The sequence below is a fragment of the Streptomyces sp. NPDC024687 genome (assembly GCF_055559055.1).
The window spans coordinates 489,771-516,433 of record NZ_JBVHLJ010000003.1 but is presented as its reverse complement, the minus strand read 5'-3'; the positions used below and the strand labels follow the sequence as shown (position 1 = coordinate 516,433).

Here is a 26,663-nt window from a genome sequence, read left to right as displayed (position 1 = left end):
CACCCCGGCCCGTGCGCGGATCTACTTGTGCGCCTGCACCGGGACGTCCAGGATCACCCGGGTGCCACCTTCCGGTGCCCGGACCATGTCGAACGTACCGCCCAACTCGCCCTCCACCAGCGTCCGTACGATCTGCAGGCCCAGGTTGCCCCCGGTGTGCGGGTCGAAGCCCTCGGGCAGACCGACGCCGTCGTCCTGGACGGTGACGAGGAGGCGGGCCTCCTTGGTGGTGCCGCCGCGGACGGCCGAGACCTCGACCGTGCCGGTCTCGCCCTCGCGGAAGCCGTGCTCCAGGGCGTTCTGGAGGATTTCCGTGAGAACCATGGACAGCGGAGTGGCGACCTCGGCGTCCAGGATGCCGAAGCGTCCGCTGCGTCGGCCGGTGACCTTGCCCGGGGAGATCTCGGCGACCATGGCGAGCACCCGGTCGGCGATCTCGTCGAACTCCACGCGCTCGTCAAGGTTCTGAGACAGCGTCTCGTGCACGATCGCGATCGAGCCGACCCGCCGTACCGCCTCTTCGAGGGCCTCCCGGCCGCGGTCGGACTCGATGCGCCGGGCCTGCAGGCGCAGCAGGGCCGCCACTGTCTGGAGGTTGTTCTTCACCCGGTGGTGGATCTCCCGGATGGTCGCGTCCTTGGTGATCAACTCGCGCTCGCGGCGGCGCAGTTCGGTCACGTCCCGTAGCAGGACCAGTGAACCGATGCGGATGCCCTTGGGTTTGAGCGGGATCGCCCGGAACTGGATGACCCCGTCGTGTGCCTCGATCTCGAACTCACGGGGCGCCCAGCCGCTGGCGACCTTGGCGAGCGCCTCGTCCACCGGGCCGCGGGTCGGGGCGAGTTCGGCGGTGGTCCGGCCGAGGTGCTGGCCCACGAGGTCGGAGGCGAGGCCCATGCGGTGGTAGGCGGACAGGGCGTTCGGGGAGGCGTACTGGACGATGCCGTCCGCGTCGAGGCGGATCAGGCCGTCGCCGACGCGCGGGGCCGCGTCCATGTCCATCTGCTGATTGGGGAACGGGAACGAGCCGGCCGCGATCATCTGGGCCAGGTCGGACGCGCTCTGCAGATAGGTCAGTTCGAGCCGGCTCGGGGTGCGGACGGTCAGCAGGTTGGTGTTGCGCGCGATGACACCGAGGACGCGCCCCTCCCGTCGTACCGGAATCGACTCGACGCGGACCGGGACCTCCTCGCGCCACTCCGGGTCACCCTCGCGCACGATCCGGCCCTCGTCGTGCGCCGCGTCCAGCAGGGGGCGGCGGCCGCGCGGGACGAGGTGGCCGACCATGTCGTCCTGGTAGGAGGTGGGGCCGGTGTTGGGCCGCATCTGGGCGACGGAGACATAGCGGGTGCCGTCGCGCGTGGGCACCCACAGCACGAGGTCGGCGAAGGAGAGGTCGGAGAGCAGCTGCCACTCCGAGACCAGCAGATGCAGCCACTCGAGGTCGGAGTCGTCGAGTGCGGTGTGCTGGCGGACCAGTTCGTTCATGGAGGGCACGGGTGCGAGCGTACCTGGGGGTATGTGAGTGACCTAAAAAAGCCCGTCCGGTTGACACCCGTCCTGAAAAACACCCGCGGGCCGCGGCGCCTGGGAAGGACCCTCAACCTTCCCGGCACCGCAGCCCGGAGCAATATCGGCCGTGGGGTGTGCGGTCCCGGTCGGCCGAAGGATGAGGAGCCGGGGCAGTCAGGGCAGAGAGCTCCGGTTCCTCGGTCCGCCTTCCTGTGCGGGGAAGACGGAAGCCACGGTTCAATTGTGGACTAGACCACTAGGTGTGTCCATGCGTTGAAGCCTGTTTGTTGTTGGAGCTTTCCCCCACCGGACTCACCTAGTCGGACGTCCTAACACCCTCCACGCAGCCTAACGCGTGTGGGTTCATGTGCGGGGCCAGATGGCCATGGCAATTTCCGCGACGGCCTCCAATTCCTCCCGGCTCGCGCCGTCGCGCGCCTGTTGGGACATGCCCTGGATGACCGCGCCGGCATGCCGGGCGAGCGCGGCGGCGTCGGTTCCGGCCGGGAGCTCACCTGCGGCGATTCCCGCTCTTATACGGCTCTCAAAAGCGGCGATGTTGGCGTTGCGCCGCGCCCGCAGCGATTCCTCGACCTCGGGGGTGGAGCAGTTGGTGGCGGCATGGATCACCAGGCAGCCGTGCGGGCGGCCAGGGGCCGTGTACTCGGCCGCGGCCTCGCGCAGCGTCCGCTCCACCGCGGCCCGGGCGGTGGGTTCCTCGGCGAGGGCCCGGTCGCCGAAGGAGCCGTAGCGCTCTCCGTACTCCCGGACGACCTCGTCGAACAGGGACCGCTTGTCACCGAAGGCCGCGTAGAGGCTGGGAGCCCCGATGTCCATGACGCGGGTGAGGTCGGAGACGGAGGTCGCTTCGTACCCGTGGTCCCAGAAGGCCAGGATCGCCTTCTCCAGCGCGGTCTCGCGGTCGAAGGAGCGGGGACGGCCACGCGGCCTGGATGTCCTGGACGCCTTGGGGGCGGGCCCGACCTGCACTTCGGTGTCCTCGCTGCTCACCATGGAGTGAATTGTATAGCGGGTACTAGAGAAACTTCCGGCGCCTGTTGTACGGTTTTTCTGTAGCGACCATTAGACAATGTGAGGGGGCGCCGACATGGGCGTGCTTGCGGGCAGGACAGCTCTGGTCACGGGTGCGAGCAGGGGCATCGGGCGAGGGATCGCAGAGCGGCTGGGCCGGGACGGCGCGCGGGTCGCGGTGCACTACGGCAGGAGCGAGGCGGCGGCGAAGGAGACGGTCGCCGCGATCGAGGCGGCCGGCGGCTCCGCCTTCACGATCGGGGCCGAGCTGGAGACACCGGGAGCCGTCGAGGCCCTCTGGGAGGAGTTCGACCGGCACGCGGACGGGCTGGACATCCTGGTGAACAACGCGGGCATCGGCAGCTCGCGCCCCATCGAGGAGATCGACGAGGAGGAGTACGACCGTCTCTTCACAGTGAATGTGAAGGCACCGTTCTTCCTGGTCAAGCAGGGCGCGATACGGCTGCGCGACGGCGGCCGGGTCATCAACATCTCATCGGGACTCGCCCGCACCGCGGCCATGCCGCACAACATGGCCTACGCCATGACGAAGGGCGCACTGGACGTGTTCTCCCGGGATCTGTCCAAGGTGCTGGGCGCCCGGGGCATCCGGGTCAACTCGGTGGCACCGGGCCTGGTCGACACGGACAACACCGCCGAGTTCCTTCATGGCACCGAGGGCGGCTGGGCGCAGGCGGAGGCCTATTCGGCGCTCGGGCGGGTGGGGACCCCGGCCGATGTCGCGGACGTGGTGGCCTTCCTGGCCTCGGACGACGGGCGGTGGGTGACCGGGAGCTGGGTGGACGCGACGGGGGGTTCGATGCCGTGAGCCGCCGGGCGGGGCTCAGTGCGGGTCGGTCCCCTTCGCCAGGGTGCGGCTGCGTCTCCGTCACCCTCGCCGGGGCGTGCGGCGCGTCCGGGTCCTGACCGCGGGCGACGGTCGCCTCGTGGCCGGGAGTTCTGTGGGGTTTGATCTCCAGGACGGGCTGGCCGGGTGTGGATGGACGACCTGACTCCAGGGGAGGACACGACCAGGTGCGAACCCCGCCCGCGCAGGGGGTCCAGGACGGACCGGGGGGCCCCGTCCGCGGCGCCTCACCCTTGCCGTCAGTGACGACCGCGATGACGGGCGAGACGTTGTCGACCATGGCGGGTGCTGTGCTGCAGGTCGGCGCCGGAGTAGGCGAGGGCGGGTGTCGTGACGGTGGTCATGGCCCTGTTCCCACTCCCCGTTCCGCTCCCCGCACGGAACGCCGCCTGTCCTTGACGTGGCGCGGTGGCGGCCTCCCGGGACCTGGGCCGGGGAAGTCGATTCTGTTAGATTGGTCTACACCACATGGGGCGTACCGGGGTCCGGTCGAGCCCTCTCCGTTCAGACCGTTTCGACAGATCAGACCGTTTCCTCAGATCGGCAGGCCCAGCGTGGAAGTTGTCATCGTTCCGGATGCCAAGGCGGGTGGCGAGCTCATCGCCGAGGCCATGGCCCAGCTGCTTCGGCGCAAGCCCGACGCCCTGCTCGGTGTGGCGACCGGCTCCACCCCGCTGCCCGTCTACGAGGCCCTGGCGGCGAAGGTGCGGTCCGGTGCCGTGGACGCCTCGCGGGCGCGGATAGCCCAGCTCGACGAGTACGTGGGGCTGCGGGCCGAGCATCCGGAGTCGTACCGCTCGGTGCTGCGGCGCGAGGTGCTGGAGCCGCTGGGCATACCGATGGCCTCCTTCATGGGGCCGGACGGGACGGCTCAGGACATCACCGCTGCGTGTGCGGCGTACGACGCGGCGCTGGCCGATGCCGGGGGCGTGGATCTGCAGCTGCTCGGGATCGGGACGGACGGGCACATCGGGTTCAACGAGCCGTGTTCCTCGCTGGCCTCGCGGACCCGGATCAAGACCTTGACCGAGCAGACGCGGGTGGACAACGCGCGGTTCTTCGAGGGGGACATCTCGCAAGTGCCGCACCATGTGATCACCCAGGGGATCGGGACGATCCTCGAGGCCCGGCATCTGGTGCTGCTCGCCACGGGTGAGGGCAAGGCGGATGCGGTGGCGGCGACGGTGGAGGGACCGGTGGCCGCGATCTGTCCTGCCTCGGCGCTGCAGCTGCACCCGCATGCGACGGTCGTGGTCGACGAGGGGGCCGCCTCCAAGTTGAAGCTGGCGGACTACTTCCGGCACACGTTTGTGAACAAGCCTGACTGGCAGGGAATTTAAGGCGCTGCACGCCAAGGTGCCGGTTCCCTCACAGGAACCGGCACCTGTCTGTCGTACCTCCTACTCCCCCGCGATGACCTCCGCCGCCGCCCTGCCGCACACCCTTGCCGCGCCGTGGGTCGCGATGTGCAGGGCTCCTCGGGCAGGGGCCTGGGGCAGGCCCATTTCGATCACGATCGTGTCGGGACGGGTTCTGAGGACGGTGTCCAGGGCCGCCCCCATCCACGGGTGGCGGTGTTCGTCGCGGACCACGGCCACGATGCGGCGGGAGCCGGCGGCGGCGAGGGTGGCGAGACCCGCGTCCGCGCCGGCGAAGCTGCCCGTCTCCGTGCCCGGGAGCAGCCGGGCGAGTTCGGCGGCGGCGCCCCAGGGCGTCTCGTCGCCGACGGCCACGTTGGCCACCGGGGTGAAGGCGGCGACGTAGGGCGCCGTGGTGAGGGGGGTGAAGCCGTCCGCGCCGGTGATGCGCAGCGCCCTGCGGGCCGCGCGCAGTCCCACCTCCTCGTCGGCCGCCAGCTGTGACTCGGCCGCGCCCGCCGCCGTCCAGTGGGCCAGGGTGCGCACGCGTTCCGCCGCTTCCGCAAGCCGCTGCTCGGGGAGTTCGCCCGAGCGCACGGCCGAGACCAGGGCGTCGCGCAGGCGGCGTACCGTCTCGTCGTCGGCGAGGCCGCCGCCCACGCAGATCGCGTCGGCGCCGGCGGCGACGGCCAGGACGCTGCCGCGCTCGATGCCGTAGGTGCCGGCGATGGCCTGCATCTCCATGCCGTCGGTGACGATGAGGCCGGTGTAGCCGAGTTCACCGCGCAGCAGGTCGGTCAGCACCTTGGGGGACAGCGTCGCCGGGCGGTCCGGGTCCAGGGCGGGGACCAGGATGTGAGCGGTCATCACCGCGCGGGTGCCGGCGGCGATCGCGGCGCGGAAGGGCCGCAGTTCCCGCTCCAGGAGTACGGCCTCGTCCACGTCGATGCGCGGCAGGGCGTGGTGGGAGTCGATCGCGGTGTCACCGTGGCCCGGGAAGTGCTTCGTGCAGGCGGCGACGCCCGCCGACTGCAGCCCCGTGACATAGGCCGCCGTGTGCCGGGCGGCCAGGTCGGAGGCGGCGCCGAAGGAGCGGACGCCGATGACCGGATTGGAGGGGTTGGAGTTCACGTCGGCCGACGGGGCCCAGTTGAGGTTGACCCCGCAGGCCGCGAGGCGCCGGCCGAGCTCCGCGGCCACCGCGCGCGTCAGGTCCACGTCGTCCACCGCGCCCAGGGCGTGGTTGCCGGGGAAGGAGGAGCCGGTGCGCACCTCCAGGCGGGTCACGTCACCACCCTCCTCGTCGATGGCGACCAGGACGTCGTCGCGTTCGGCGCGCAACTGGGCCGTCAGGGAGGCCAGTTGTTCCGGCGTGGCGATGTTGCGACCGAACAGGCCGACCGAGGCGAGGCCCTCGCCGAGGCGGCGCAGCAGCCAGTCGGGGGCGGTGGTGCCGGTGAAGCCGGGCTGGAGGACGGTGAGGGCGTCCCGCGTCAAGGTGTCTGTGCCGCTGGCGAATGTCGTCATCGGGGGGCGTTATCCCTTCACGGCGCCCGCGGTGAGACCCGCGGCCATCTTGCGCTGAATGAGGAGGAAGAGGACCACGATCGGCACGGCCATCATGGTCGCACCGGCCATCATCGGGGCGTATTCGGTGCCGTTCTTGGTGCTGAAGTTGCCGAGCCAGACGGTCGCGGTCTGGTTCTTCTGGCTGAGCAGCATGAGGGCGTAGAGGTATTCGTTCCAGGCCTGGATGAAGGCGTAGACCGAGGTGGCGACCATGCCGGGGGCCAGCAGCGGGAAGACCACGCGCAGGAAGGCGCCGGTGGGGGAACAGCCGTCGACCATCGCCGCCTCCTCCAGCTCCTTCGGGATGTTGACGATGAAGCCGCGCAGGGTCCACACCGTGAAGGGGAGGATGAAGGTCAGATACGTGATGATCAGGCCCGACAGCTTGTCGTACTGGTCGAGGTCGTTCAGGAGCAGGAAGACCGGGATGATCATCGCGACCAGCGGGACCATCTGCACCGCCAGGATGCCCACGATCACGACCTTCCGGCCGCGGAAGGCGAACCGGGAGATGGCGAGCGCGGCCAGCGTGCCGACGACGATGCCGATCACCACGACCGACAGGGAGACGATCAGGCTGCGGCCGACCGGGCCCCAGAAGTCGGCGATCTCCAGCGCGCGGCTGAAGTTGGAGAAGGTGATGCCGGTCGGCAGCAGGCTCGGGTCCGGGTCGATCGCGTCCTTCGCCGGTTTGAACGCCGTGTTGAGCATCCAGTAGACCGGGAAGCCGGCCGTCACGAAGGCGAGGAGGCCGACGAGGTTCCAGCCGAGCCTGGACTTGCCGCGGCGACGGCCGCCGGCCGTGGCGAGCGCACTCATTCGACCTCTCCGATCTTCAGCATCTGACGCATGTAGACGGCGACGACCCCGAGCAGCAGCAGCACGGTGATGAGGGCGATCGCCGAGCCCTGCGCGTAGTCGTTGACCACGAAGGCACGGTCGTAGGAGTAGGTGGTCAGGATCTGGAACTCCTCCTCCGGGTGGCCGTTGCGCATCACGAACACCTGGGGGAAGACGCCCATGTCCCAGATCAAGGACAGGGTCGTCAGCATCACGATGATCGGCTTGAGGACGGGCACGGTGACGTACCGGAACACGCCCCAGGCGTTCGCGCCGTCCAGCCGGGCCGCCTCCTCCAGTTCTGCCGGGACCTGGGTGAGTCCGGCGCTGAGCGTGATGACCACGAAGGGCACCGCGCCCCACACCACGAGCAGCATGATCACGGCCAGGCCCTGGGGGCCGCTCGCGAACCAGTTGTGGCCGATCATCTCGACGCCGGGCAGCTTGCTGAGCAGCGCGTTGAGGATGCCGTAGTCCGCGTCGAACAGCCACTTGAAGACGGTGGTGGCGACGATGATCGGCATGCCCCAGCTGGCCACCAGGGCGATGTTGATCAGGGTCTTCACCCAGCCGGAGACCCGCTGGAGCAGCAGCGCGATCAGCATGCCGATGACCATGGTGAAGATGACGCAGCCGGCCGCGAAGACGATGGTCCGCACGACGACCGCCCAGAACTCGCTGTCGCCCAGCACGCCCGTGAAGTTGTCGAAGCCGACCCACTCGGCCGGCTGGAAGCCCCACAGCTGGGACTGCCCGAACTTCTGGAAGGACAGACCGACCAGACGGACCATCGGATAACCGAGGACCAGCACCAGGATCAGCAGGCAGGGGGCGAGCAGCAGCCAGGGCGTCGCGCTGAAGGTCCGCTTTCTGCCCGGTGGGGCCGGCCTGGACGGCGGGGGTACCGACATCGGCGGCGGCACCTCGGTGGGGGTGGTCGTGTCTGCGGCACTCATGGCGCGCTCCTCAGCGGTCCCTCTGGTCGTACGAGAGCGTTGCCCGCACGGTCCGGTCGTACGAAAGCGAAGTCCGCACGGTCGTACGGGAGGCAGGGCCCCGCCGGTGTCAACGGGGCCCTGCTGCCGGTCACTTGGTGTTGATGACCTTGTCGATCGCGGTGTCCGCGTCCTTCGCGGCGGCCTCGACCGACTTCTTGCCGGTTCCGATGTTCTGGAGCATGGTCTGCAGGACCTGCGCCTTCTCCACCTGGCCCCAGCCGGGCGCCATCGGCACGAACCAGTTGGACTCGGCCGCGGTGGCCGGGACCGCGGTCGCCGGGTCCTTCTTCAGGGTGGCGAGGTCGGTCTTGTTGTTGGGCAGGTTGCCCTTGGCGATCAGGCCCTTCTGGCCGGAGGGACCGGTGAAGGCGTTGATCCACTCGGCGGCGACGGCCTGCGCCTCCGACTTCACCGGGACGGCGAGGTCGGACCCGCCGAGGAAGACGGGCAGGTTCTTGCCGGACGGACCCGGCATCACGAAGTTCTCGAGGTTGTCCTTGAGCTTGCCGGTCTTGTCGTTCTTCGGGTCGGCCGAGGTCGCCCCCTCCCAGGCCGCGCCGAAGATCATGCCGGACTTGCCCTGGCCGTAGACGATGTAGCGGTCGGACTCGTCCTTGGTCTTGTCGCCGTGCATGTACTTGTCGACGACGTTCTTGAACTCGGTGAGGCCCTTGACCGATTCGGGCGAGGAGAGGTTGGCCTTCCACTGGCCGCCCGACTCGACCGCGATGGAGCCGCCGGCGTCGTAGACGAAGGACATGGCCGCGTACCAGTCACGGGTGGGCTGGTACCAGGCGGAGAACTTGTCGCCCTCCTTCTTCTGGACCTTGTCCAGGGCGGCGGTGAGTTCCGCGTAGGTCTTCGGGGTGGACTTGACGCCGACCGAGGCGAAGACGTCCTTGCGCCAGTTGCCGACCCGGCCGCCCGCGTAGTACGGGACGCCGTAGGTCTTGCCGTCGTAGGTCACCGAGGCCTTGAGGCCGTCGAGCCAGGCCGACGAGTTGGTGAACTTCGACGTGTCCAGAGGTGCGAAGGCGCCCTTGACCATGTAGCCGAGCATCTCGGTGTTGCCCATCTCGACGACGTCGGGGGCCTTGTCGGTGGCGAGGACCGCGTCGAGCTTGGTGTTCTTGTCCGGCCAGCCGTAGTACTCGTGGTTGATCTTGATGCCGGGGTGCTTCTTCTGGACCGCGGCGTCCGCGGCCTTCACCAGTCCGGGCCAGTTGTTCTGGGCGTCGACGGTGAGCCAGACGGTCAGCTCCTTGGCGTCCGCGCCGCTGTTGTCCGAACTTCCGCTGTCGCTGCCCCCACATGCCGCGACGGAGACCATCATGCCCGCGATGCCGATCGCGGCTGCCAGCTTGCGCTTCACGCCACCCTCCTCAGGGATGCCCACACCTCCCGCTCACGAGCCGGGACCTGGACCAATGGTGTAGACCAGTAGGGGGAGCTTGGACCAGACCAGAAGGCCTGTCAAGAGGTGCCGAAAAGGCCCTGACCAGCCGTTATGCGAGCTACATATGCAGGAACCATTACTAAAGAAGCCAGCGAAAACAGCGACGGCGGAGTACTCTCGTCCGCTATACCACTCACCTCTGTGGACTAGACCAAAAGAGGCGGCGACGGTATACAGAAGGGATCACGATGTGACCCGCATCCGGAGCCGGGAAGGCAGACCATGAGCAGCGACGTCAGCAGTGCGGAGACCGAGGGCGGGGCAGGCGTCCGTACCGCGCGCGTGCCCAAGTACTACCGCCTGAAGAAGCACCTGCTCGACATGACGGAGACGCAGTCGCCCGGTACGCCGGTACCGCCCGAGCGCACGCTCGCCGCCGAGTTCGACACCTCACGCACGACCGTGCGCCAGGCGCTGCAGGAACTCGTGGTCGAGGGGCGCCTGGAGCGGATCCAGGGCAAGGGCACCTTCGTCGCCAAGCCCAAAGTCTCCCAGGCGCTGCAACTCACCTCCTACACCGAGGACATGCGCGCCCAGGGTCTCGAACCCACCTCGCAGCTCCTGGACATCGGCTACATCACCGCCGACGACCGGCTCGCCGAGCTCCTCGACATCACCGCCGGCGGCCGGGTGCTGCGCATCGAGCGCCTGCGCATGGCCAACGCCGAGCCGATGGCCATCGAGACGACCCACCTCTCCGCCAAGCGCTTCCCGGCCCTGCGCAGGTCGCTGGTCAAGTACACCTCGCTCTACACAGCGCTCGCCGAGGTCTACGACGTCCACCTCGCCGAGGCCGAGGAGACCATCGAGACCTCCCTGGCCACCCCGCGCGAGGCCGGCCTGCTCGGCACCGACGTGGGCCTGCCGATGCTGATGCTGTCCCGCCACTCGATCGACAGGACGGGCGAACCGGTGGAGTGGGTGCGGTCGGTGTACCGCGGGGACCGCTACAAGTTCGTGGCCCGCCTCAAGCGGCCGGTCGACTAGCGCCCTAGGAGTTCCCTGGGAGTGCCCAGCAGGCGTGCTTCACAGAATCGACATACCGATATGCGGACGAGGTCTTCCGCTCCCATGACACCAGCGCCTAGATTGCCTGCGCATTGCAGGTGATCAGCGCTGATCAGTGAGGGGCAGGAGTCGCGACATGTCGGATGCACCTGAAGTCGGACCACCGGTGGTGACGCCGGTACGGGTGGTCATCGCCCTCTGCCTGTTGGCCCCGTTCGTGGCGATGCTGTGGGTCGGCTCGTACGCCAAGGTCGACCCCACATTCATCGGCATCCCGTTCTTCTACTGGTACCAGATGCTGTGGGTGCTGATCTCCACCGCGCTGACGATGATCGCGTACCAGCTGTGGCAGCGTGACCAGCGTGCCCGTCGTGGAGGTACCAAGTGAACGACGGCGTCAACGGTGTTGCTCTCACCGTCTTCATCCTCTTCTTCCTGGCCGTCACGGTCATGGGTTTCCTGGCCTCGCGCTGGCGCAAGGCCGAGAACGAGCACAGCCTCGACGAATGGGGCCTGGGCGGCCGCTCGTTCGGCACCTGGATAACCTGGTTCCTGCTCGGTGGCGACCTCTACACGGCGTACACCTTCGTCGCGGTCCCCGCGGCGATCTACGCGGCGGGCGCGGCCGGCTTCTTCGCGGTGCCGTACACCATCCTGGTGTACCCGCTGATCTTCACGTTCCTGCCGCGGCTGTGGTCGGTCTCCCACAAGCACGGATACGTCACGACCTCGGACTTCGTGCGCGGCCGCTTCGGCTCGAAGGGGTTGTCGCTGGCGGTGGCGGTCACCGGCATCCTCGCGACCATGCCGTACATCGCGCTCCAACTGGTCGGCATCCAGGCGGTCCTGGACGTCATGGGCATCGGCGGCGGCGAGAACACGAACTGGTTCGTCAAGGACCTGCCGCTGCTGATCGCCTTCGGTGTCCTCGCGGCCTACACGTACTCCTCCGGCCTCCGGGCCCCCGCGATGATCGCGTTCGTGAAGGACACGCTGATCTACATCGTCATCGCGGTGGCGATCATCTACATCCCGATCAAGCTGGGCGGCTTCGACGACGTCTTCGGCGCGGCGAGCGAGAAGTACACGGCGGCCAAGGCGGGCGGCCTCGTCCCGCTGGAGGCGGGCCAATGGACGTACGCCACGCTGGCGTTGGGCTCCGCGCTCGCGCTGTTCATGTACCCGCACTCGATCACCGCGACGCTCTCCTCGCGCAGCCGTGAGGTGATCCGCCGCAACACCACGATCCTGCCGCTGTACTCCCTGATGCTGGGCCTGCTCGCGCTGCTCGGCTTCATGGCGATCGCGGCCGGGGTCAAGGTCACCAACCCGCAGCTGGCGATCCCGCAGCTGTTCGAGGACATGTTCCCGGACTGGTTCGCGGGCGTGGCCTTCGCGGCGATCGGCATCGGCGCGCTGGTCCCGGCGGCCATCATGTCCATCGCGGCCGCGAACCTGTTCACCCGCAACATCTACAAGGACTTCATCAAGCCGGACGCCACGCCCGCTCAGGAGACCAAGGTCTCCAAGCTGGTCTCGCTCCTGGTGAAGGTCGGCGCGCTGGTCTTCGTCCTCACCATGGACAAGACGGTGGCCATCAACTTCCAGCTGCTGGGCGGCATCTGGATCCTGCAGACCTTCCCGGCCCTGGTCGGCGGCCTGTTCACCCGCTGGTTCCACCGCTGGGCCCTGCTCGCCGGCTGGGCGGTCGGCATGGTCTACGGCACGGTCGCTGCGTACGGCGTCGCCTCCCCGACCCAGAAGCACTTCGGCGGCTCGGCCAAGGAGATCCCGGGCATCGGCGAGATCGGTTACATCGGCCTGACCGCGTTCGTGCTCAACCTGGTCGTCACGGTGGTCCTGACCTTCGTGCTGAAGGCGCTGAAGGCTCCCGACGGCGTGGACGAGACCAGCCCGGAGGACTACACGGCGGACGCGGGCGACCCGGGGGTCCAGACGGAACTCCCGCCGGCGACAGCGAGTTCGGTCCACTAGTCACGGAGTCGGGCGGGCCGTCGGAGAAGTCGTCCGGCGGCCCGTTGTCGTACCCATCGGGCACACTCACCGGCATGGACATCGTGATCCGGGCCGCGGAACCCGCCGAGTACGAGACCCTCGGCGAGATCACCGCCCAGGCCTATCTCCAGGACGGCCTCCTGCTGTTCGGCGAGAGCGACTGGTACCTCGAAGAGCTCAGGGACGTGGCCAAGCGGGCCGCCGCCGCGGACGTGTTGACGGCCGTGGCGGACGACACCGTCCTCGGCACCGTCACCTTCGTCCCCTCCGGCGGCCCCCTGGCCGACCTCGCCCGCCCCGGCGAGGCGGAGATCCGCATGCTCGCGGTGGCTCACGCGGCCCGCGGCAGAGGCGTGGGACAAGCCCTCGTCCAGGCCTGCATCGAGCGCGCCGGGACCGCGGCCACCACCGGCATCGTCCTGTGCACCCAGCCCACGATGCACACCGCCCACCGCATCTACGAACGTCTCGGTTTCACCCGCGCCCCCGAGCGCGACTGGAAGCCGATCCCCGGCGACGAGTTCACGCTTCTCGCCTATGAGTTGACGCTCTGAAGTCACCGCGACACAACATATGGGCCTGCTTTCCTCACCCGGCACAAGATGTATGCTCATGCTCGCTGTCGCCGCAGGGGAATCCGGTGCGAATCCGGAACTGTCCCGCAACGGTGTACTCATGCGCGCATAAGCGCACATGAGTGTCAGTCCGAGGACCTGCCGACAGCCGCCCGCGCCACACCGGCCCGGGTGTCATGACGTCCGGGCCTCGTGGAATGGGCCGGTGGACGCGACGCCGTGCGCGCTCGTGTGCTGCCCCCTGCCCTCCGCAAGGCCCCCGTGCCCAGCGAGGGAGTGCCCCACGTGACCATCGCGCCGGCCGATCCGGCCTCAGTGACCGAGCGGACCGCACAGCAGGACCACGACGGCCCCGGTGCCGCCCTGCTGCGGACCCTGACCACGCTGACCGCCGACCTCCCCGACGCCGACCCCGGCCGGGTCGCCGCCGCCGCGCTGCGGGGCCGTTCCTCGCGTGCGGCTTCCCCCGAAATGGCCGTGGAGTTGCGCGAGCTGGCCACCGAGGCGGCGGCCGGCCTCATCTCCGAGGACCCCGCGTACAGCAGGCTGGCGGCCCGGCTGCTGACCGTCTCCATCGCCGCCGAGGCCGCCTCGCAGGGCGTCACCTCGTTCACCGGCTCGGTCGCCGTCGGCCACCGCGAGGGTCTCATCGCGGACCGGACCGCCGAGTTCGTGCGCATCCACGCCGAGCGGCTCGACGCGCTGGTCGACACCGGGGCCGACGACCGCTTCGGCTACTTCGGCCTGCGCACCCTGTACAGCCGCTACCTCCTGCGGCACCCGATCACCCGCAAGGTCATCGAGACCCCCCAGCACTTCATGCTCCGGGTGGCGTCCGGGCTCGCCGAGGACGACACCCTGCGCGCCCTGGACGAAGTCGCCGCGCTCTACCGGCTCATGAGCCGTCTCGACTACCTTCCCTCCTCCCCCACCCTCTTCAACTCCGGCACCCGGCACCCCCAGATGTCGTCCTGCTACCTCCTGGACTCCCCCAAGGACGAGCTGGACTCCATCTACGACCGCTACCACCAGGTCGCCCGGCTCTCCAAGCACGCCGGCGGCATCGGCATCGCCTACTCCCGCATCCGCTCCCGCGGTTCGCTGATCCGCGGTACCAACGGGCACTCCAACGGCATCGTCCCGTTCCTGAAGACCCTCGACGCCTCGGTGGCCGCCGTGAACCAGGGCGGCCGGCGCAAGGGCGCGGCCGCGGTCTACCTGGAGACCTGGCACTCCGACATCGAGGAGTTCCTGGAGCTCAGGGACAACACCGGTGAGGACGCCCGTCGTACGCACAACCTGAACCTCGCGCACTGGGTGCCGGACGAGTTCATGCGCCGGGTGAACGCGGACGCCGAGTGGTCGCTCTTCTCGCCGGCCGACGTGCCCGAGCTGGTCGACCTGTGGGGTGAGGAGTTCGACGCGGAGTACCGCAAGGCCGAGGCCGCGGGGCTCGCGAAGAAGACGATCCCCGCGCGTGACCTCTACGGCCGGATGATGCGCACCCTGGCGCAGACCGGCAACGGCTGGATGACCTTCAAGGACGCCGCCAACCGCACGGCCAACCAGACGGCGCTGCCGGGCCACACCGTCCACTCCTCCAATCTCTGCACGGAGATCCTGGAGGTCACGGACGACGGGGAGACGGCGGTCTGCAACCTGGGGTCGGTGAACCTCGGCGCGTTCGCCGACACGACGACCGGCGACATGGACTGGGAGCGGCTCGACGCCACCGTCCGCACCGCCGTGACCTTCCTCGACCGGGTCGTCGACATCAACTTTTACCCGACCGAGCAGGCGGGCCGTTCCAACGCCAAGTGGCGTCCCGTCGGCCTCGGCGCGATGGGCCTGCAGGACGTCTTCTTCAAGCTGCGCCTGCCCTTCGACTCCCCCGAGGCCAAGCGGCTCTCCACCCGGATCGCCGAGCGGGTCATGCTCGCCGCGTACGAGGCCTCCGCCGACCTCGCCGAGCGCAGCGGCCCGCTGCCGGCCTGGGAGAAGACCCGTACGGCACAGGGGGTTCTGCACCCCGACCACTACGCGACGGACCTCACCTGGCCCGAGCGCTGGGCGGCACTGCGCGAGCGCATGGCCACCACGGGTCTGCGCAACAGCCTCCTGCTCGCCATCGCGCCCACCGCCACCATCGCCTCGATCGCCGGGGTGTACGAGTGCATCGAGCCGCAGGTCTCCAACCTGTTCAAGCGCGAGACGCTGTCCGGTGAGTTCCTCCAGGTCAACTCGTATCTGGTGAAGGAGCTCAAGGAGCTCGGCGTGTGGGACGCCCGCACCCGTGAGGCGCTGCGCGACGCGAACGGCTCGGTGCAGGACTTCGCGTGGATCCCCGAGGATGTACGGGCGTTGTACCGGACGGCGTGGGAGATCCCGCAGCGCGCTCTGATCGACATGGCCGCGGCGCGGACCCCGTTCCTCGACCAGTCGCAGTCCCTGAACCTCTTCCTGGAGACGCCGACCATCGGCAAGCTCTCCTCGATGTACGCGTACGCCTGGAAGTCCGGGCTGAAGACGACGTACTACCTGCGCTCGCGCCCGGCGACCCGGATCGCCCGCGCCGCACAGGCGACGGTCCCCGTCCAGCAGCCGGCCCCCGAAGCCGCGGTCGCCTGCTCCCTGGAAAACCCCGAGTCCTGCGAGGCCTGCCAGTAATGCCCAGCACCCAGAACCTGCTCGACCCCGGCTTCGAGCTGACCCTGCGCCCCATGCGCTACCCGGACTTCTACGAGCGCTACCGGGACGCCATCAAGAACACCTGGACCGTCGAGGAGGTCGATCTCCACTCGGACGTCTCCGACCTGGCGAAGCTCAGCCCCGCCGAGCAGCACCTCATCGGCCGCCTGGTGGCCTTCTTCGCGACCGGTGACTCGATCGTCGCGAACAACCTGGTGCTGACGCTGTACAAGCACATCAACTCCCCCGAGGCGCGCCTGTACTTGAGCAGGCAGCTCTTCGAGGAGGCCGTCCACGTCCAGTTCTACCTGACGCTGCTGGACACCTACCTCCCCGATCCGGAGGACCGGGCGGCGGCCTTCGACGCAGTCGAGAGCATCCCCTCGATCCGCGAGAAGGCGGAGTTCTGCTTCCGGTGGATCAACGAGGTGGAGAAGCTGGACCGGCTGGAGTCCCAGGCCGACCGCCGCCGCTTCCTGCTCAACCTGATCTGCTTCGCCGCGTGCATCGAGGGCCTCTTCTTCTACGGCGCCTTCGCGTACGTCTACTGGTTCCGCAGCCGGGGTCTGCTGCACGGTCTCGCCACCGGCACCAACTGGGTGTTCCGTGACGAGACCATGCACATGTCCTTCGCCTTCGACGTGGTCGACACCGTCCGCAAGGAGGAGCCGGAGCTCTTCGACGACCGGCTCCAGCAGCAGGTCACCGACATGCTGGCGGAGGCCGTCGAGGCGGAACTCCAGTTCGCGCGGGACCTGTGCGGCGACGGGCTGCCGGGCATGAACACCGAGTCGATGCGGCAGTACCTGGAGTGCGTCGCCGACCAGCGCCTGACGCGCCTCGGCTTCGCGCCGGTGTACGGCTCGCAGAACCCGTTCTCCTTCATGGAGCTCCAGGGTGTCCAGGAGCTGACCAACTTCTTCGAGCGGCGCCCGTCCGCGTACCAGGTGGCCGTGGAGGGCACGGTCGACCTGGACGAGGACTTCTGACGGGACATCTTCAAAAATCGGTGGATCCGGGCACGTGGGTGGTACGTCCAAGGGGGAAGGAGGCCATCCATGCGCCCGATCCGCAAGACGACCCTCGCCCTCGCGACACTGACGCTGCTCCTCGCGGGCTGCGGCACCGACGCCGGGAACGGGAAGGGGGGAGGCGGCGACAGTGTGTCGCCGTCCTCCCCCAGCGCCACACCCACCGCGACCGGATGCACGACCCGGGCGGAACTCGGTGCCACCGACAGCGGGGACACCGTGTGCCTCACGGTGGGTGACACGATCCGGATCAGCCTGGACGGGACCAGGAACCGGCCCTGGAAGCCGGTCGCCGTCGACGGCAGCGGTCTGGAGGCCACCAACAGCGGCATCGTCCTGCTGCCCGGTGACGCGAGCTCCGCGTACAAGGCGGTCTCGGCGGGCCGGGTCCGGCTGAGTTCACAGCGTCCACTGTGCGCCACCGGGACCGGCGGCATCTCCTGCAAGGGCATTCAGGAGTGGCGGGTCACCGTGCTGATCACCTGAGCGTGACCGCGTCCCCGGCCGACACCTTCAACGAGGTCGTCGTGGTGCCGGGGAAGTACCAGCGCCAGCTGCCCGCCGACGTGGCGGTCACCTTGGTGCTGAGCCGGCCCACGTTGTCCGTCTTCACGGTCTTGACCGTGCTGTAGTGGGCGGCGCCGGCCGCGCGGAACTGGAGCCTGACCGCCTGGCCGGGGTAGCCGTGGTACTCCAGGTCCTCCCAGTTGGCCCGGGAGAGCTTGCCCTTGACGGTGAGCTGGGCGCCCTTGGCGACGGGTTCGGGGGTCGCGTCGGTGGTGAGCTGCGCGGCCCGCTTGACCTTGTACTCGGCGATGTGGTCCGAGATCCAGTAGTCGCCGTCGTTGGCCTTGACGGTGGCGTTGACCTGCCAGACACCGGCGACCCTGTTGCTGTCGATGTCGTCGCTCGCGGCGATCCAGCCGGGGTCGACCGTCATCGTGCCCGTGCACACGGACGTCGTCGAGCTCTTCCTCACGCAGGAAGAGTCGCCGTTCCATTCGATGAAGCCGTAGCCGTTGGACCTGTTGAACGTGCTGAGATCAGTGATCTTCTTGACGCCCGAGTCGTCCTTGATGGTGATCGCGATCGGGTACGTGACGGTCTTCGCGGTACCGATGATCACGTTGCCGCCCTTGTTCACCACCGTCTTGGTGACCCTGATGTCACCCTCGCCCTCGGCATGGGCGCCGGTGGCCGTGAGCAGGGTCAGGGCTGCCGCCCCGCCTGCCACGGCCCACAGTCTGTGTCTCATGTTCCTCCCCTGATGGTTCAGGAGAGATTAGACGGTGCGCGTCGTCCTGCGTGCGGCCCGGTACTCGTAGGCCCGCTTGATCTGACGGTCCATCCGGCGGTCGTGCATGATCCCGATCACCGACGGGAGGACCAGGAGGACGAGGATTCCGAGAACGGTCAGCATTCCGATCAGTCCTTGTGTCTCTGCGGTAGTCATGTCACTACTGTCGCGCCGCAGACTCCTGACAAACAGTGGCAGGACTGCCGCACACCCTCGATTTACTGCCACCTTTGAGGCACACTGGCAGCATGCTGAAGAACGTGGCGGCCGTCGTCCTGGACGGCGTGAATCCCTTCGAGCTCGGCGTGGTCTGCGAGGTCTTCGGAACCGACCGCAGCGACGACGGACTGCCCGTGTACGACTTCGCGGTCGCCTCGGGCGAGGGGCCCCGGCTGACCTCGCGCTCGGGCTTCACCCTGCAGGTCGAGCACGGCCTGGAGCGGCTGGAGTCGGCCGATCTGATCGCCGTGCCGGCCTGCGCCGACTACGAGACGCGGGAGTTTCCGCCCGAGCTGCTCCAGGCCCTGCGCGACGGGGTCGACCGCGGGGCGCGGGTGCTCAGCGTGTGCTCCGGCGTCTTCCTGCTCGCCGCCGCCGGGCTGCTCGACGGCCGGCGCTGCACCGTGCACTGGCACCACGCGGAGGAGCTGGCGCTCGCCTATCCGCGGCTGACGGTCGAGCCGGACGTCCTGTACGTCGACGAGGACCCGGTGATCACCTCCGCGGGCACCGCCGCCGGCATCGACGCCTGTCTGCACATCGTGCGCAAGGAGCAGGGCCCCGAGGTCGCCAACAAGATCGCCCGCCGAATGGTCGTGCCGCCGCACCGGGACGGTGGACAGGCGCAGTACATCGAGCGGCCGCTGCCCCGGTCGACGTGCGACACCGTCGGCGAGGTGCTCGTGTGGATGGAGCAGCACCTCGACGAGGAGGTCACCGTCGAGCAGCTCGCCGAGCGCGCCCACATGTCCCCGCGCACCTTCGCCCGCCGCTTCCAGCAGGAGACGGGTACGACTCCCTACCGCTGGATCCTGCGCCAGCGGGTGCTGCTGGCCCAGCGGCTGCTGGAGGCGACGGACGAGACGGTGGACACGATCGCGGGCCGCGCCGGATTCGGCACCGCGGCCGCGCTGCGTCACCAGTTCCTGCGCACGGTGGGCACCACCCCGAACGCCTACCGGCGCACCTTCCAGGGCCCGGAGGCGGCCGCCTGACCCGTCACCTCGGCACGGGCCGCACCAGGAGCCGGTTCGGCCGCAGCGTGATGCCCGGCCGGGGGGTGTCGTCGGAGCCGGCCACCTGCTCGAAGCGGTACTTCCGGGCCAGCGCCGCCGTGAGCAGCGTCAGCTGGGCCATCGAGAAGTGGTCGCTCGGGCACTTCCGGTTCCCGGTGCTGAACGGGCTCATGGCGTGTTTGGGAACCGACTTGGCGCGATCGGGACTCCAGCGCAGAGGGTCGAACTCCGCGCTGTCGTCGAAGGACTTCGCGTCGCGCTGGATCGCGTACGGGCTGTAGACGATGTCGGACCCGGCCGGAATGCGATAGCCACCGAGTTCGGTGTCGCGCACCGCGCGCCGCGTCAATATCCATACCGCGGGCCACAATCGCATGGTCTCGACCACTACATAGGTCGTGTACCTGAGCGACCGTACGTCGTCGAATGCCACAGGACGGCCACCGGTGACCGATTCGACTTCCGCGCACACCTTGTCCGCGTGTTCGGGATGTTCGGCGAGCACCTGAAGCAGCCACATGATCGTGGACGCGACGGTTTCGCCGCCGGGGGTGAGTATGGCGACTACCTGGTCGTGGATCTCCTGTTCCCCGATGGGGTCGCCATTCGCGTCCTTCGCGGCCAGCAATGCTGTCAGCAAATCGTCCGGCTTTTGACCGGATGCCCGGCGTTCGGCGATGATCTCGTCGACCACGAGATGCAGATCGGCCAACGCGCGGTTGAATGCGAGGTTGGCCGGCAGGGGCAGCTTGTACAGCGGACCGGCGGGTATCACCATCCGCCGGTACATGCCCCGGAAGACCGTCGTGAGCGCGACGCACAGCCGCTCGGCGCGCTCGTCCATGTAGTCGCCGCGCAGCAGACAGCGGGCCGCTATGCGCACGGCGACCCGGAAGGACTCCAGGGTGGCGTCGACCGCCTCACCGGGCTGCCAGCGCTCGGCGAGCGCGTGCGCCTCCTCCTCCATGATCGGCCCGTACGCCGGGAGGGCGTCGAGCCGGAAAGCGGGCTGGATGATACGCCGCTGCCGCCGGTGCTGCGGGCCGTTCGCGGTGGCCACACCCTCCTTGCCGACCAGCCCCTCCAGGGACTCCCACAGCGGCCCGGCGATGATGAAGTCGGGGTTGAGGGCCACTGCTCCGGTCAGCTCCGGGGTGGTGGGCGCGTACACCTTCTTCGGGCCGAGCCGGAGGCGTACGACCTCGCCGTGCCGCCGCAGCCCGGACAGGAAGTTCAGCGGATCACGGAGCAGGCGCCAGCCGTGGCCGAGGACGGGGACGCCCCCGCCCGCGAACGGCGGCTCACCCGACTCGGGAGCCACCGTGGCTTCGGGTTTCACGGATTCGACGGTCATTTCTCACCTGCCGCTTCGTTGTTGACGTACGGGGGCGTGGACCGGTCGTCCCAGTCGTCGACCATGTAACGGCCGGACTCGTGGTGAAACCAGTAGACGGTGCTGAACCAGTTGCGCATATTGCGGACGCAGGACCGGACGGCGGCGCTCAGTTCCTTTCCGCGCACGGTGCCGTCGTCGAGACTGCCGGCGAAAAGGAGGGCGTCAGCCTCGGCCACGAGGAACGCGTCCACGCATTTCTCGATCAGCCTCCGCATTTCTCCGATCGCCTCTTCGAGGGTCAGCCCCTGGTGTTTGATGAGACTGATGCCGAGATTGTGGACCTCGTCTCCCGCGATTTCCTTGGGAAGTGAACAGAGGTCGTTGTACCAGGCGGCGAATTCCTGGCTGAGCAGGGCCGCCCGCCGGTATGCCGTATGTTTCCGCACCCCGTCCGGGAGTTCGCATCCCGCGCTCGGCTCCAGCAGATCCGTCCAGATCCAGTGCGCGAAGGTGAGGCGGCGAAGTGCCAGGTATTCCTTGACCGTGGGAATGGTTCCCCTGGTGCGATTGCGGAATTCCCGGTCGTAGGCCTCGATCACGTCGTGGAAGTGGCCGGCGAACCGGGTGTTCCACGTCCGGGGCAGGAACGAGTACAGCCGCACCATGCAGTCGGCGAAGGCGGCGACCAGCGGATCCTCGTGGTGCAGATGGTCCCGTGGCGAGTCGAGCGCCGCGTGCAAGCGGAACCTCAGCCGCCGCCACGCGCGCGAACGGCGGTGGACGATGTCGCGGTCGTGCCGGTCGTCCCAGACGAAGAACCACGCGCTGTAGTCCGCTATCGCCTGGAGGACCTCGTCGGGGGCGCCGAGGTAGTACCCCGCCATGAGGTCCGTGTAGCACAGTCCGTCGGCATATTCGGCCACCTTGTCCGCCGGCATGAGCCGTTTTTCCAGAAGCCAGGTACGGGTGTTCTCCTGGAGGCTGGGCCAATACGGATGCAGTTGCCTGGGAAACGCTGCCTCGATCACCGGGAGAGAGAGCGACGGTGGAACCGCGATCGCCGTCGGCGTCGATGTGGTGCTGTGTGGGAAAGCAGACACGAACAAACCCCTTCCAGCCGCCAGTTGGCACGCACCCCTGCGCTGAACCGGGCGTGCGCCGTTGCGTATCCCCGCACTTCCCATTCAGCACCACAACTGACCATTCTGGGAATGGATTTGCTTCATTCACTACCCCACGGTGTCGGGATTCTCCCCTCATGTGACCTGAACCGGATCACTATGTGAGCACATCCGATCGAACGTGCGACGCACAGACGAACGGCGCCTGTTCGGGGAGTGATCCCTGAACAGGCGCCGGGTGTGCGGGGGTGGTGGGACGTCAGTCGTTGGCGACCACGGGGTAGCGGGGCTCGTTCTCGGCCATCTGCCGCAGCGCGTCCTTGCGTTCGCGCTTGGAGAGCCGGTCGATGTAGAGGTAGCCGTACAGGTGGTCGGTCTCGTGCTGCAGACACCGGGCGAAGTAGCCGGTGCCGCGGACCTTGACCGGGTTGCCCTTCTCGTCCTGCCCGGTGACCTCGGCGTAGTCGGGGCGGGCGAGCGGCGCGTACGCGGTGGGCACCGACAGACAGCCCTCGTTGCTGTCGTCGAGACGGCGCTTGTCCGCGGGCAGGTCCACGAGCTTCGGGTTGCAGACGACACCCACGTGCCGCCGGCCCTCGTCGTCCTGGCAGTCGTACACGAAGACCTTCAGGTCGACGCCGATCTGGTTGGCGGCGAGGCCGACCCCCTCGGCGGTGCGCTGGCTGGCGAACATGTCCGCGACCAGCTGGTCGAGCTCCTCACCGAACTCGGTGACGTCCTTGCACTCCTTGTGCAGCACGGGGTTCCCGACGACGGTGATGGGCCGCGAGGTGCCGCGCTCACGCCAGGCGTTCTCCCGCTCCTCGGCGTCCTCGGTGTCGATGACGAACCCCTCGTCGTCGACGGGGAGCACGCCCGCGTGCTGCTGATCGGTGTCCTGCTGGGCCATGACCTACGGATCGCCTTCCTGCACAAACAAAGAACATGGGGGGTGTGATGCTGATACAGGGTACGGCGAATGTTCAGCAGACCTCTTCGAGATCCCGCCAGTCACGAGAATTCGGACTGTCCGCGACCCACCCGTCCAACAGCCCCCGTACCAGCGAGGCCGGCGCAGCCACCCCGCACTCCCGCTCCGGCACCCACAGCTGCCCGTCCGTGCGGTGCCGCAGCGGCCCGGGGTGTCCCGGCTCGCTGTGGTCGTGCGGGTCCAGGTGCTCCCCGTCGCCCTCGTCGGACGGCATCCGCGACTCGGAGCACATCCGGCACAGCAGCCGTACTGACGACGACCAGTCCTCCGCCGCGAACCCGGCGTCCGCCGCGAGCTGCTCCAGCGCGTCCCGGTCCGCCTCGGTGGCCGCCTCCAGCAGGACCACCCACGTCGGCACGGGCGAGGGCGCCCACAGCTCGATCTCGTCGAAGACGGGATAGGCGTGCCCGGACGCCGTGGTCCGCTCGCCGTGCGGCACCCCGTCGTGGAGCACGACCTCGCCCCAGCGGCGCCCGGAGGACGGCAGCGGGATGGACAGCACCTCGACGCGGGCGGGGTCCAGCCGCCGCCCCCACACCACTTCGGCCTCGCCCTCGGGAGACAGCCGTACGGCCGCGCTGCCGAGGTCCATGCCGAGGGGCTCGCCGGACGCGGTCGCCCCACCAGGCACCCGCAGCCCGTACGCCTGCCAGGCACGCCGGGCCAGCGGCCAGTCCTGGAGCGCGGTCGCCGCGATGCCGACGTTCCACCAGTCGGGCGCCCCGGTCTCCCGGTCGAGCAGCGCGACGGCCCTGAGGCCCGCGGCCCGCGCCTGCTCCCAGTCGTGCCGGAACTTGTGCAGAAGAGCGAGGTTGAACCAGGACTCGGACAGCCAGGGCTCCAGGTCCGCGGCACGTGTCAGCAGCGCGCCCGCGTCCTCGTACCGACCGTCGCCGATCAGCGTGAACGCGCGGTCGGTGGCCTGCCGCCAGGAGGCGGAGGGCCGGTGCCGTCCCTTGCCGAAGATCCTCACGATTCCCGCCTGCCGGTTCCGTCGAGTGGGCTGGCTGTGCCCCCGGACACCCTCTCTCTCGCATCCAACCACGTGTGCTTGGAAGGGCGCTCATTACCCATGGGTTACCCCGTCACGGGCGAGGTCAGACAGTCCCTCGACAGCACCCGGGCCAACGCTTCCACGACCTCCGGAGCGTAGTCCCCCGCGGTGCCCAGGCGCAGCTCCTCCAGCGCGGTCAGCGGCCCACCGGGTCCGGCGTCCCGCGCCTTCTCCTCGTAGGCGTTGACCGCCCGCACGATCCGCGCGGCCAACGGCTGCTCCCGGCAGGGGTCGGCCTGCCGCTCCACGACCACGGCGACGGCCGCGTCGACGCCCGTCTGCCGTACGACGGCCCCGCCGAGCAGCGCGATGCGGCGCTGTTCGTCGAGGGGCAGGGCGGCGGTGGCACCCGCGGGCACTGGGTCGACGAGGCTGAGCTGGCCGATGTCGTGCATGAGGGCGGCGTACTCCAGGACGGTGAGCTCGGGCCGGGACATGCCCAGGTCGCGCCCGACCTCCCGGCAGAGCGCGGCGACCCTGCGGGCGTGCCCGGCGGGCGTGTACCCGGCGATCTCGGTGGCGCGGGCGAGAGAGGCGATCGTCTGCCGGTAGGTGCAGCGGACCGCGGCGTACCGGCGGACGGAGAGCTGGGTGAGGAGCAGCGGCACCGAGAACACGGGCAGCGCCCACAGTCCCGCGACGGCGACCGCGAGCGCCATCACGGCCCCGGTGGCCACGACGGCGGACCCGATGCCCAGCAGGGACCGCAGCTCGTCCCTGAGCAGCGGGCCGAAGGGCCAGCGGGTGCGGGAGTGCGCGAGGGCGGCGGCGAGCACGGCGTCGCACAGTGCGGTCAGCGAGAGCAGGGCGAGCAGGAGCAGGGCGTAGGCGGGGCCGCCCCACTGGGTGAAGGTCCCCTGGTTGTAGAGGGGTTGGAAGCACACGGCGGCGAACCCGACGGTGAGCACGCGGCGGGCGAGCTGGTCGGCGGTGGGCCCCTGTCCGCGTCCGACATGCGGCACGCTGCCGACCAGGGAGGCGGCGAGGACGACGGTGACGGCCTGGGTGACGCCGTGATGCGTGGGCGTGCCGGCGTCCTCGCCGAGCAGGGCGTACGACAGCGCCCCGGCGGCACCCAGCGGCGCGGCCTCCCTGACGTGGGGGCCGCTGCGCCGGTTGAGCTCACCGACGGTGATCAGCACCCCGAAGGCGAGGGCGGTGCCGCGCTCCTCGAGTCCGGTCCACAGGACGAGGGCGAGGGAGCCGAGGGCGAGCAGGGCGGCACAGGTGTGGACGAGGGTGAGGAGCGGCGGCAGCCGTCGGGACGCCTTCCGGGCGCTCACCGGCGTACCCCGGGCCGCCCTGTGGTCGTCGGGCGGGGGCGCGGCACACCGGTCCCGTCGGCCTCGTCCGCCGTGACCGCCGGATGCCAGCCGTGCCGGGACAGGGCGCGGACGAGGGCCGTCACCATCCGGGGGTCGAACTGGCTGCCCGCGCACCGCTCCAGCTCCTCCAGCGCGGCGCCGACGGGCCGGGCCCGCCGGTAGGAGCGGGTGGAGGTCATCGCGTCGAAGGCGTCGGCCACGGCCACCACCCGTGCCGACTCCGGGATCTGAGCACCCACCAGCCCGTAGGGGTACCCGCTCCCGTCCAGCCGCTCATGGTGGTGCAGCACGGCGGCCCGGGCCTCCCCGAGGAAGGAGATGCCCCGCACCATCTCGTGCCCGTACTCGGGGTGCAGCTCGATGACCCGCCGCTCCTCGGGGGTCAGCGGTCCGTCCTTCCTCAGCAGCCGCGTCGGCACGCCGAGCTTGCCCACGTCGTGCAGGATCCCGGCGAACCGCAGCACCTCGGTGCGGGCGTCGTCCATGCCGAGCTCCCGCGCGATCATCATCGACGCCTGCCCGACCCGCTCGCTGTGCCCGCGGGTGTACTCGTCCTTGATGTCGACGGCCTGCACCAGCGCCCGGATGGTGGCCTGGTGGGCGGCGCGCTCGCGGTGGTACTGCGCGAACACCCACCCCGACACGCACATCGGCAGCAGGACGAGCAACGCGGCGACGGGACCGTAGGGGCTGCGCCACAGCACGGCCATCATGAGCCCGGCCAGCCCGTGGACGGCGACGGGGGCGAGGGAGCGGAGGAACAGGCCGCGCCAGGCCCGCCGTACGGGAATCCTCTCAGCGAGCGCCAGGATCCCCCCGTCCAGCATGCTCAGCACCAGGCAGAAAACGAGAACCGCGGCCCCGGCGGGGAGCAGCGCGTACGGAAAGTCGGCGGTCGCGACCGCGTCCCGGCCGCCCGTCGCCCCGTGCACCCGCGCGGCGGCCCACACGCTCACCGCGAGCTGCGCGGCCCGCCAGATGCGGCGCAGCGCTCCGGGGCGCCGCTCGACCGGGGACAGCAGCGCCCCCGGCAGCGCCACGAGGGCGGCGGCCGGGGGCGGCAGCAGAAAGGCGCCGGCGAGCAGGACCGGGTAGAAGGTACCGGTGAACCTCCGGCGGGCGGCGGCCTGCTCGCAGCCGGCGTACAGCGCGGCGAGCAGGGCGAGTTCCCACCAGGGGGTGCGGACGGCCGGCAGCGGCAGCAGACACAGCAGTGCGGCTGCGGCGACACAGGCGACGTACGCACGCGCGCGTGCCGGCACCGCCTCCATGTCGCCCCTCCGCCCCGGTCCGCACAGTTGCGAGGAGCCTAGGACGACGAGGGGAGGCGGCGTGGGCCGATCACCTGCCGAT

The 26,663-nt window shown here is 69.4% G+C and carries 24 protein-coding genes, 1 pseudogene and 1 riboswitch; of the genes and pseudogenes, 10 read left to right on the top strand and 15 right to left on the bottom strand.

Going from position 1 to position 26,663, the window contains the following annotated elements; translation table 11 throughout:
- Window positions 1-21: 21 nt before the first annotated feature.
- Both ACZ39I_RS14225 and ACZ39I_RS14220 read right to left on the bottom strand, forming a co-directional pair.
- On the bottom strand, window positions 22-1,497 hold the full coding sequence (locus tag ACZ39I_RS14225; RefSeq protein WP_352390231.1) for a sensor histidine kinase: 1,476 nt from the start codon (window positions 1,495-1,497) through the stop codon (window positions 22-24).
- Window positions 1,498-1,875: 378 nt separating this feature from the next.
- The gene (locus ACZ39I_RS14220) at window positions 1,876-2,526 is read right to left on the bottom strand and encodes a TetR/AcrR family transcriptional regulator (protein ID WP_467244725.1); all 651 of its coding nucleotides are present in this window, start codon (window positions 2,524-2,526) and stop codon (window positions 1,876-1,878) included.
- Window positions 2,527-2,620: 94 nt separating this feature from the next.
- On the opposite strand from ACZ39I_RS14220, the gene ACZ39I_RS14215 reads away from it, so the two are divergent.
- Window positions 2,621-3,373, top strand: coding sequence for an SDR family oxidoreductase (locus ACZ39I_RS14215; RefSeq protein WP_467244724.1), 753 nt, complete (start codon window positions 2,621-2,623; stop codon window positions 3,371-3,373).
- Between the two features lie 49 nt (window positions 3,374-3,422).
- On the opposite strand, the pseudogene ACZ39I_RS14210 reads toward ACZ39I_RS14215, so the two are convergent.
- Window positions 3,423-3,762, bottom strand: a pseudogene (locus ACZ39I_RS14210) (SIS domain-containing protein); the annotation flags it as partial.
- 204 nt (window positions 3,763-3,966) lie between these two features.
- Between ACZ39I_RS14210 and nagB the strand changes: the two are divergent.
- Window positions 3,967-4,752, top strand: coding sequence for a glucosamine-6-phosphate deaminase (nagB, locus tag ACZ39I_RS14205; protein ID WP_467244723.1), 786 nt, complete (start codon window positions 3,967-3,969; stop codon window positions 4,750-4,752).
- A 60-nt stretch (window positions 4,753-4,812) separates the two neighbouring features.
- Here nagB and ACZ39I_RS14200 read toward each other — a convergent pair whose 3' ends face one another.
- From ACZ39I_RS14200 to ACZ39I_RS14185, 4 genes are all read right to left on the bottom strand, one after another.
- Window positions 4,813-6,297: a glycoside hydrolase family 3 protein gene (locus tag ACZ39I_RS14200; RefSeq protein WP_467244722.1), complete on the bottom strand. Its 1,485-nt coding sequence runs from the start codon at window positions 6,295-6,297 to the stop codon at window positions 4,813-4,815.
- A 9-nt stretch (window positions 6,298-6,306) separates the two neighbouring features.
- Complete coding sequence (locus ACZ39I_RS14195) at window positions 6,307-7,158, bottom strand: carbohydrate ABC transporter permease (RefSeq protein ID WP_467244721.1); 852 nt, start codon at window positions 7,156-7,158, stop codon at window positions 6,307-6,309.
- On the bottom strand, window positions 7,155-8,135 hold the full coding sequence (locus ACZ39I_RS14190) for a carbohydrate ABC transporter permease (protein ID WP_467244720.1): 981 nt from the start codon (window positions 8,133-8,135) through the stop codon (window positions 7,155-7,157). The genes ACZ39I_RS14195 and ACZ39I_RS14190 overlap by 4 nt, the downstream gene beginning before the upstream one ends.
- Before the next feature lie 130 nt (window positions 8,136-8,265).
- Window positions 8,266-9,549 carry an extracellular solute-binding protein gene (locus tag ACZ39I_RS14185; protein ID WP_467244719.1) on the bottom strand — a complete coding sequence of 428 codons (1,284 nt, stop codon included), beginning with the start codon at window positions 9,547-9,549 and terminating at the stop codon, window positions 8,266-8,268.
- A 306-nt stretch (window positions 9,550-9,855) separates the two neighbouring features.
- Between ACZ39I_RS14185 and ACZ39I_RS14180 the strand changes: the two genes are divergently transcribed.
- From ACZ39I_RS14180 to ACZ39I_RS14150, 7 genes are all read left to right on the top strand, one after another.
- Window positions 9,856-10,620 (top strand): GntR family transcriptional regulator, encoded by a 765-nt coding sequence (locus ACZ39I_RS14180; RefSeq protein ID WP_352390239.1) that lies wholly within the window; start codon window positions 9,856-9,858, stop codon window positions 10,618-10,620.
- Between the two features lie 157 nt (window positions 10,621-10,777).
- Window positions 10,778-11,029 (top strand): DUF3311 domain-containing protein, encoded by a 252-nt coding sequence (locus tag ACZ39I_RS14175; protein ID WP_352390240.1) that lies wholly within the window; start codon window positions 10,778-10,780, stop codon window positions 11,027-11,029.
- On the top strand, window positions 11,026-12,636 hold the full coding sequence (mctP, locus tag ACZ39I_RS14170; RefSeq protein WP_467244718.1) for a monocarboxylate uptake permease MctP: 1,611 nt from the start codon (window positions 11,026-11,028) through the stop codon (window positions 12,634-12,636). The genes ACZ39I_RS14175 and mctP overlap by 4 nt, the downstream gene beginning before the upstream one ends.
- A 74-nt stretch (window positions 12,637-12,710) precedes the next feature.
- Window positions 12,711-13,211, top strand: a complete 501-nt coding sequence (locus tag ACZ39I_RS14165; protein WP_467244717.1) for a GNAT family N-acetyltransferase — start codon at window positions 12,711-12,713, stop codon at window positions 13,209-13,211.
- Window positions 13,212-13,263: 52 nt separating this feature from the next.
- A riboswitch (cobalamin riboswitch) is annotated at window positions 13,264-13,392 on the top strand.
- A 125-nt stretch (window positions 13,393-13,517) separates the two neighbouring features.
- Window positions 13,518-15,899 (top strand): ribonucleoside-diphosphate reductase subunit alpha, encoded by a 2,382-nt coding sequence (locus ACZ39I_RS14160; protein ID WP_467244716.1) that lies wholly within the window; start codon window positions 13,518-13,520, stop codon window positions 15,897-15,899.
- Window positions 15,899-16,909, top strand: coding sequence for a ribonucleotide-diphosphate reductase subunit beta (locus ACZ39I_RS14155; RefSeq protein WP_467244715.1), 1,011 nt, complete (start codon window positions 15,899-15,901; stop codon window positions 16,907-16,909). Before ACZ39I_RS14160 ends, ACZ39I_RS14155 begins: the two co-directional genes overlap by 1 nt.
- Before the next feature lie 69 nt (window positions 16,910-16,978).
- Window positions 16,979-17,437, top strand: a complete 459-nt coding sequence (locus ACZ39I_RS14150) for a hypothetical protein (protein WP_467244714.1) — start codon at window positions 16,979-16,981, stop codon at window positions 17,435-17,437.
- On the opposite strand, the gene ACZ39I_RS14145 is transcribed toward ACZ39I_RS14150, so the two are convergent.
- Both ACZ39I_RS14145 and ACZ39I_RS14140 read right to left on the bottom strand, forming a co-directional pair.
- Window positions 17,430-18,206, bottom strand: a complete 777-nt coding sequence (locus ACZ39I_RS14145; protein WP_467244713.1) for a hypothetical protein — start codon at window positions 18,204-18,206, stop codon at window positions 17,430-17,432. The two genes, ACZ39I_RS14150 and ACZ39I_RS14145, sit on opposite strands and share 8 nt — an antisense overlap.
- Before the next feature lie 27 nt (window positions 18,207-18,233).
- Window positions 18,234-18,404, bottom strand: coding sequence for a hypothetical protein (locus tag ACZ39I_RS14140; protein ID WP_403660252.1), 171 nt, complete (start codon window positions 18,402-18,404; stop codon window positions 18,234-18,236).
- A gap of 92 nt (window positions 18,405-18,496) precedes the next feature.
- Here ACZ39I_RS14140 and ACZ39I_RS14135 point away from each other — a divergent pair, with 92 nt between their 5' ends.
- Window positions 18,497-19,462 carry a GlxA family transcriptional regulator gene (locus ACZ39I_RS14135; protein ID WP_352390248.1) on the top strand — a complete coding sequence of 322 codons (966 nt, stop codon included), beginning with the start codon at window positions 18,497-18,499 and terminating at the stop codon, window positions 19,460-19,462.
- A 4-nt stretch (window positions 19,463-19,466) separates the two neighbouring features.
- Here ACZ39I_RS14135 and ACZ39I_RS14130 read toward each other — a convergent pair whose 3' ends face one another.
- From ACZ39I_RS14130 to ACZ39I_RS14105, 6 genes are all read right to left on the bottom strand, one after another.
- Window positions 19,467-20,837 (bottom strand): bifunctional albaflavenone monooxygenase/terpene synthase, encoded by a 1,371-nt coding sequence (locus tag ACZ39I_RS14130; protein ID WP_467244712.1) that lies wholly within the window; start codon window positions 20,835-20,837, stop codon window positions 19,467-19,469.
- A complete protein-coding gene (gene cyc1 / locus ACZ39I_RS14125) occupies window positions 20,834-21,919 on the bottom strand; it encodes an epi-isozizaene synthase (RefSeq protein WP_467244711.1) in 1,086 nt (361 codons plus the stop codon). Before cyc1 ends, ACZ39I_RS14130 begins: the two co-directional genes overlap by 4 nt.
- Before the next feature lie 280 nt (window positions 21,920-22,199).
- Window positions 22,200-22,850, bottom strand: coding sequence for a peptide deformylase (gene def, locus ACZ39I_RS14120; RefSeq protein WP_329247728.1), 651 nt, complete (start codon window positions 22,848-22,850; stop codon window positions 22,200-22,202).
- 73 nt (window positions 22,851-22,923) lie between these two features.
- Window positions 22,924-23,904, bottom strand: coding sequence for a tetratricopeptide repeat protein (locus ACZ39I_RS14115; RefSeq protein WP_467244710.1), 981 nt, complete (start codon window positions 23,902-23,904; stop codon window positions 22,924-22,926).
- Between the two features lie 104 nt (window positions 23,905-24,008).
- Entirely contained in the window at window positions 24,009-25,268 is a 1,260-nt protein-coding gene (locus ACZ39I_RS14110; RefSeq protein WP_467244709.1) for an HD-GYP domain-containing protein, read from the bottom strand.
- Window positions 25,265-26,581, bottom strand: a complete 1,317-nt coding sequence (locus tag ACZ39I_RS14105; RefSeq protein WP_467244708.1) for an HD-GYP domain-containing protein — start codon at window positions 26,579-26,581, stop codon at window positions 25,265-25,267. The genes ACZ39I_RS14110 and ACZ39I_RS14105 overlap by 4 nt, the downstream gene beginning before the upstream one ends.
- Between the last annotated feature and the right edge of the window lie 82 nt (window positions 26,582-26,663).

Excerpts from the sequence above, each read along its gene's own strand:
- ACZ39I_RS14220 (WP_467244725.1), bottom strand. The coding sequence starts at position 2,526 with ATGGTGAGCAGCGAGGACACCGAAGTGCAGGTCGGGCCCGCCCCCAAG.
- ACZ39I_RS14215 (WP_467244724.1), top strand. The coding sequence starts at position 2,621 with ATGGGCGTGCTTGCGGGCAGGACAGCTCTGGTCACGGGTGCGAGCAGG.
- ACZ39I_RS14200 (WP_467244722.1), bottom strand. The coding sequence starts at position 6,297 with ATGACGACATTCGCCAGCGGCACAGACACCTTGACGCGGGACGCCCTC.
- ACZ39I_RS14195 (WP_467244721.1), bottom strand. The coding sequence starts at position 7,158 with ATGAGTGCGCTCGCCACGGCCGGCGGCCGTCGCCGCGGCAAGTCCAGG.
- ACZ39I_RS14190 (WP_467244720.1), bottom strand. The coding sequence starts at position 8,135 with ATGAGTGCCGCAGACACGACCACCCCCACCGAGGTGCCGCCGCCGATG.
- ACZ39I_RS14180 (WP_352390239.1), top strand. The coding sequence starts at position 9,856 with ATGAGCAGCGACGTCAGCAGTGCGGAGACCGAGGGCGGGGCAGGCGTC.
- ACZ39I_RS14175 (WP_352390240.1), top strand. The coding sequence starts at position 10,778 with ATGTCGGATGCACCTGAAGTCGGACCACCGGTGGTGACGCCGGTACGG.
- ACZ39I_RS14165 (WP_467244717.1), top strand. The coding sequence starts at position 12,711 with ATGGACATCGTGATCCGGGCCGCGGAACCCGCCGAGTACGAGACCCTC.
- ACZ39I_RS14155 (WP_467244715.1), top strand. The coding sequence starts at position 15,899 with ATGCCCAGCACCCAGAACCTGCTCGACCCCGGCTTCGAGCTGACCCTG.
- ACZ39I_RS14150 (WP_467244714.1), top strand. The coding sequence starts at position 16,979 with ATGCGCCCGATCCGCAAGACGACCCTCGCCCTCGCGACACTGACGCTG.
- ACZ39I_RS14145 (WP_467244713.1), bottom strand. The coding sequence starts at position 18,206 with ATGAGACACAGACTGTGGGCCGTGGCAGGCGGGGCGGCAGCCCTGACC.
- ACZ39I_RS14140 (WP_403660252.1), bottom strand. The coding sequence starts at position 18,404 with ATGACTACCGCAGAGACACAAGGACTGATCGGAATGCTGACCGTTCTC.
- ACZ39I_RS14135 (WP_352390248.1), top strand. The coding sequence starts at position 18,497 with ATGCTGAAGAACGTGGCGGCCGTCGTCCTGGACGGCGTGAATCCCTTC.
- ACZ39I_RS14130 (WP_467244712.1), bottom strand. The coding sequence starts at position 20,837 with ATGACCGTCGAATCCGTGAAACCCGAAGCCACGGTGGCTCCCGAGTCG.
- def (WP_329247728.1), bottom strand. The coding sequence starts at position 22,850 with ATGGCCCAGCAGGACACCGATCAGCAGCACGCGGGCGTGCTCCCCGTC.
- ACZ39I_RS14105 (WP_467244708.1), bottom strand. The coding sequence starts at position 26,581 with ATGGAGGCGGTGCCGGCACGCGCGCGTGCGTACGTCGCCTGTGTCGCC.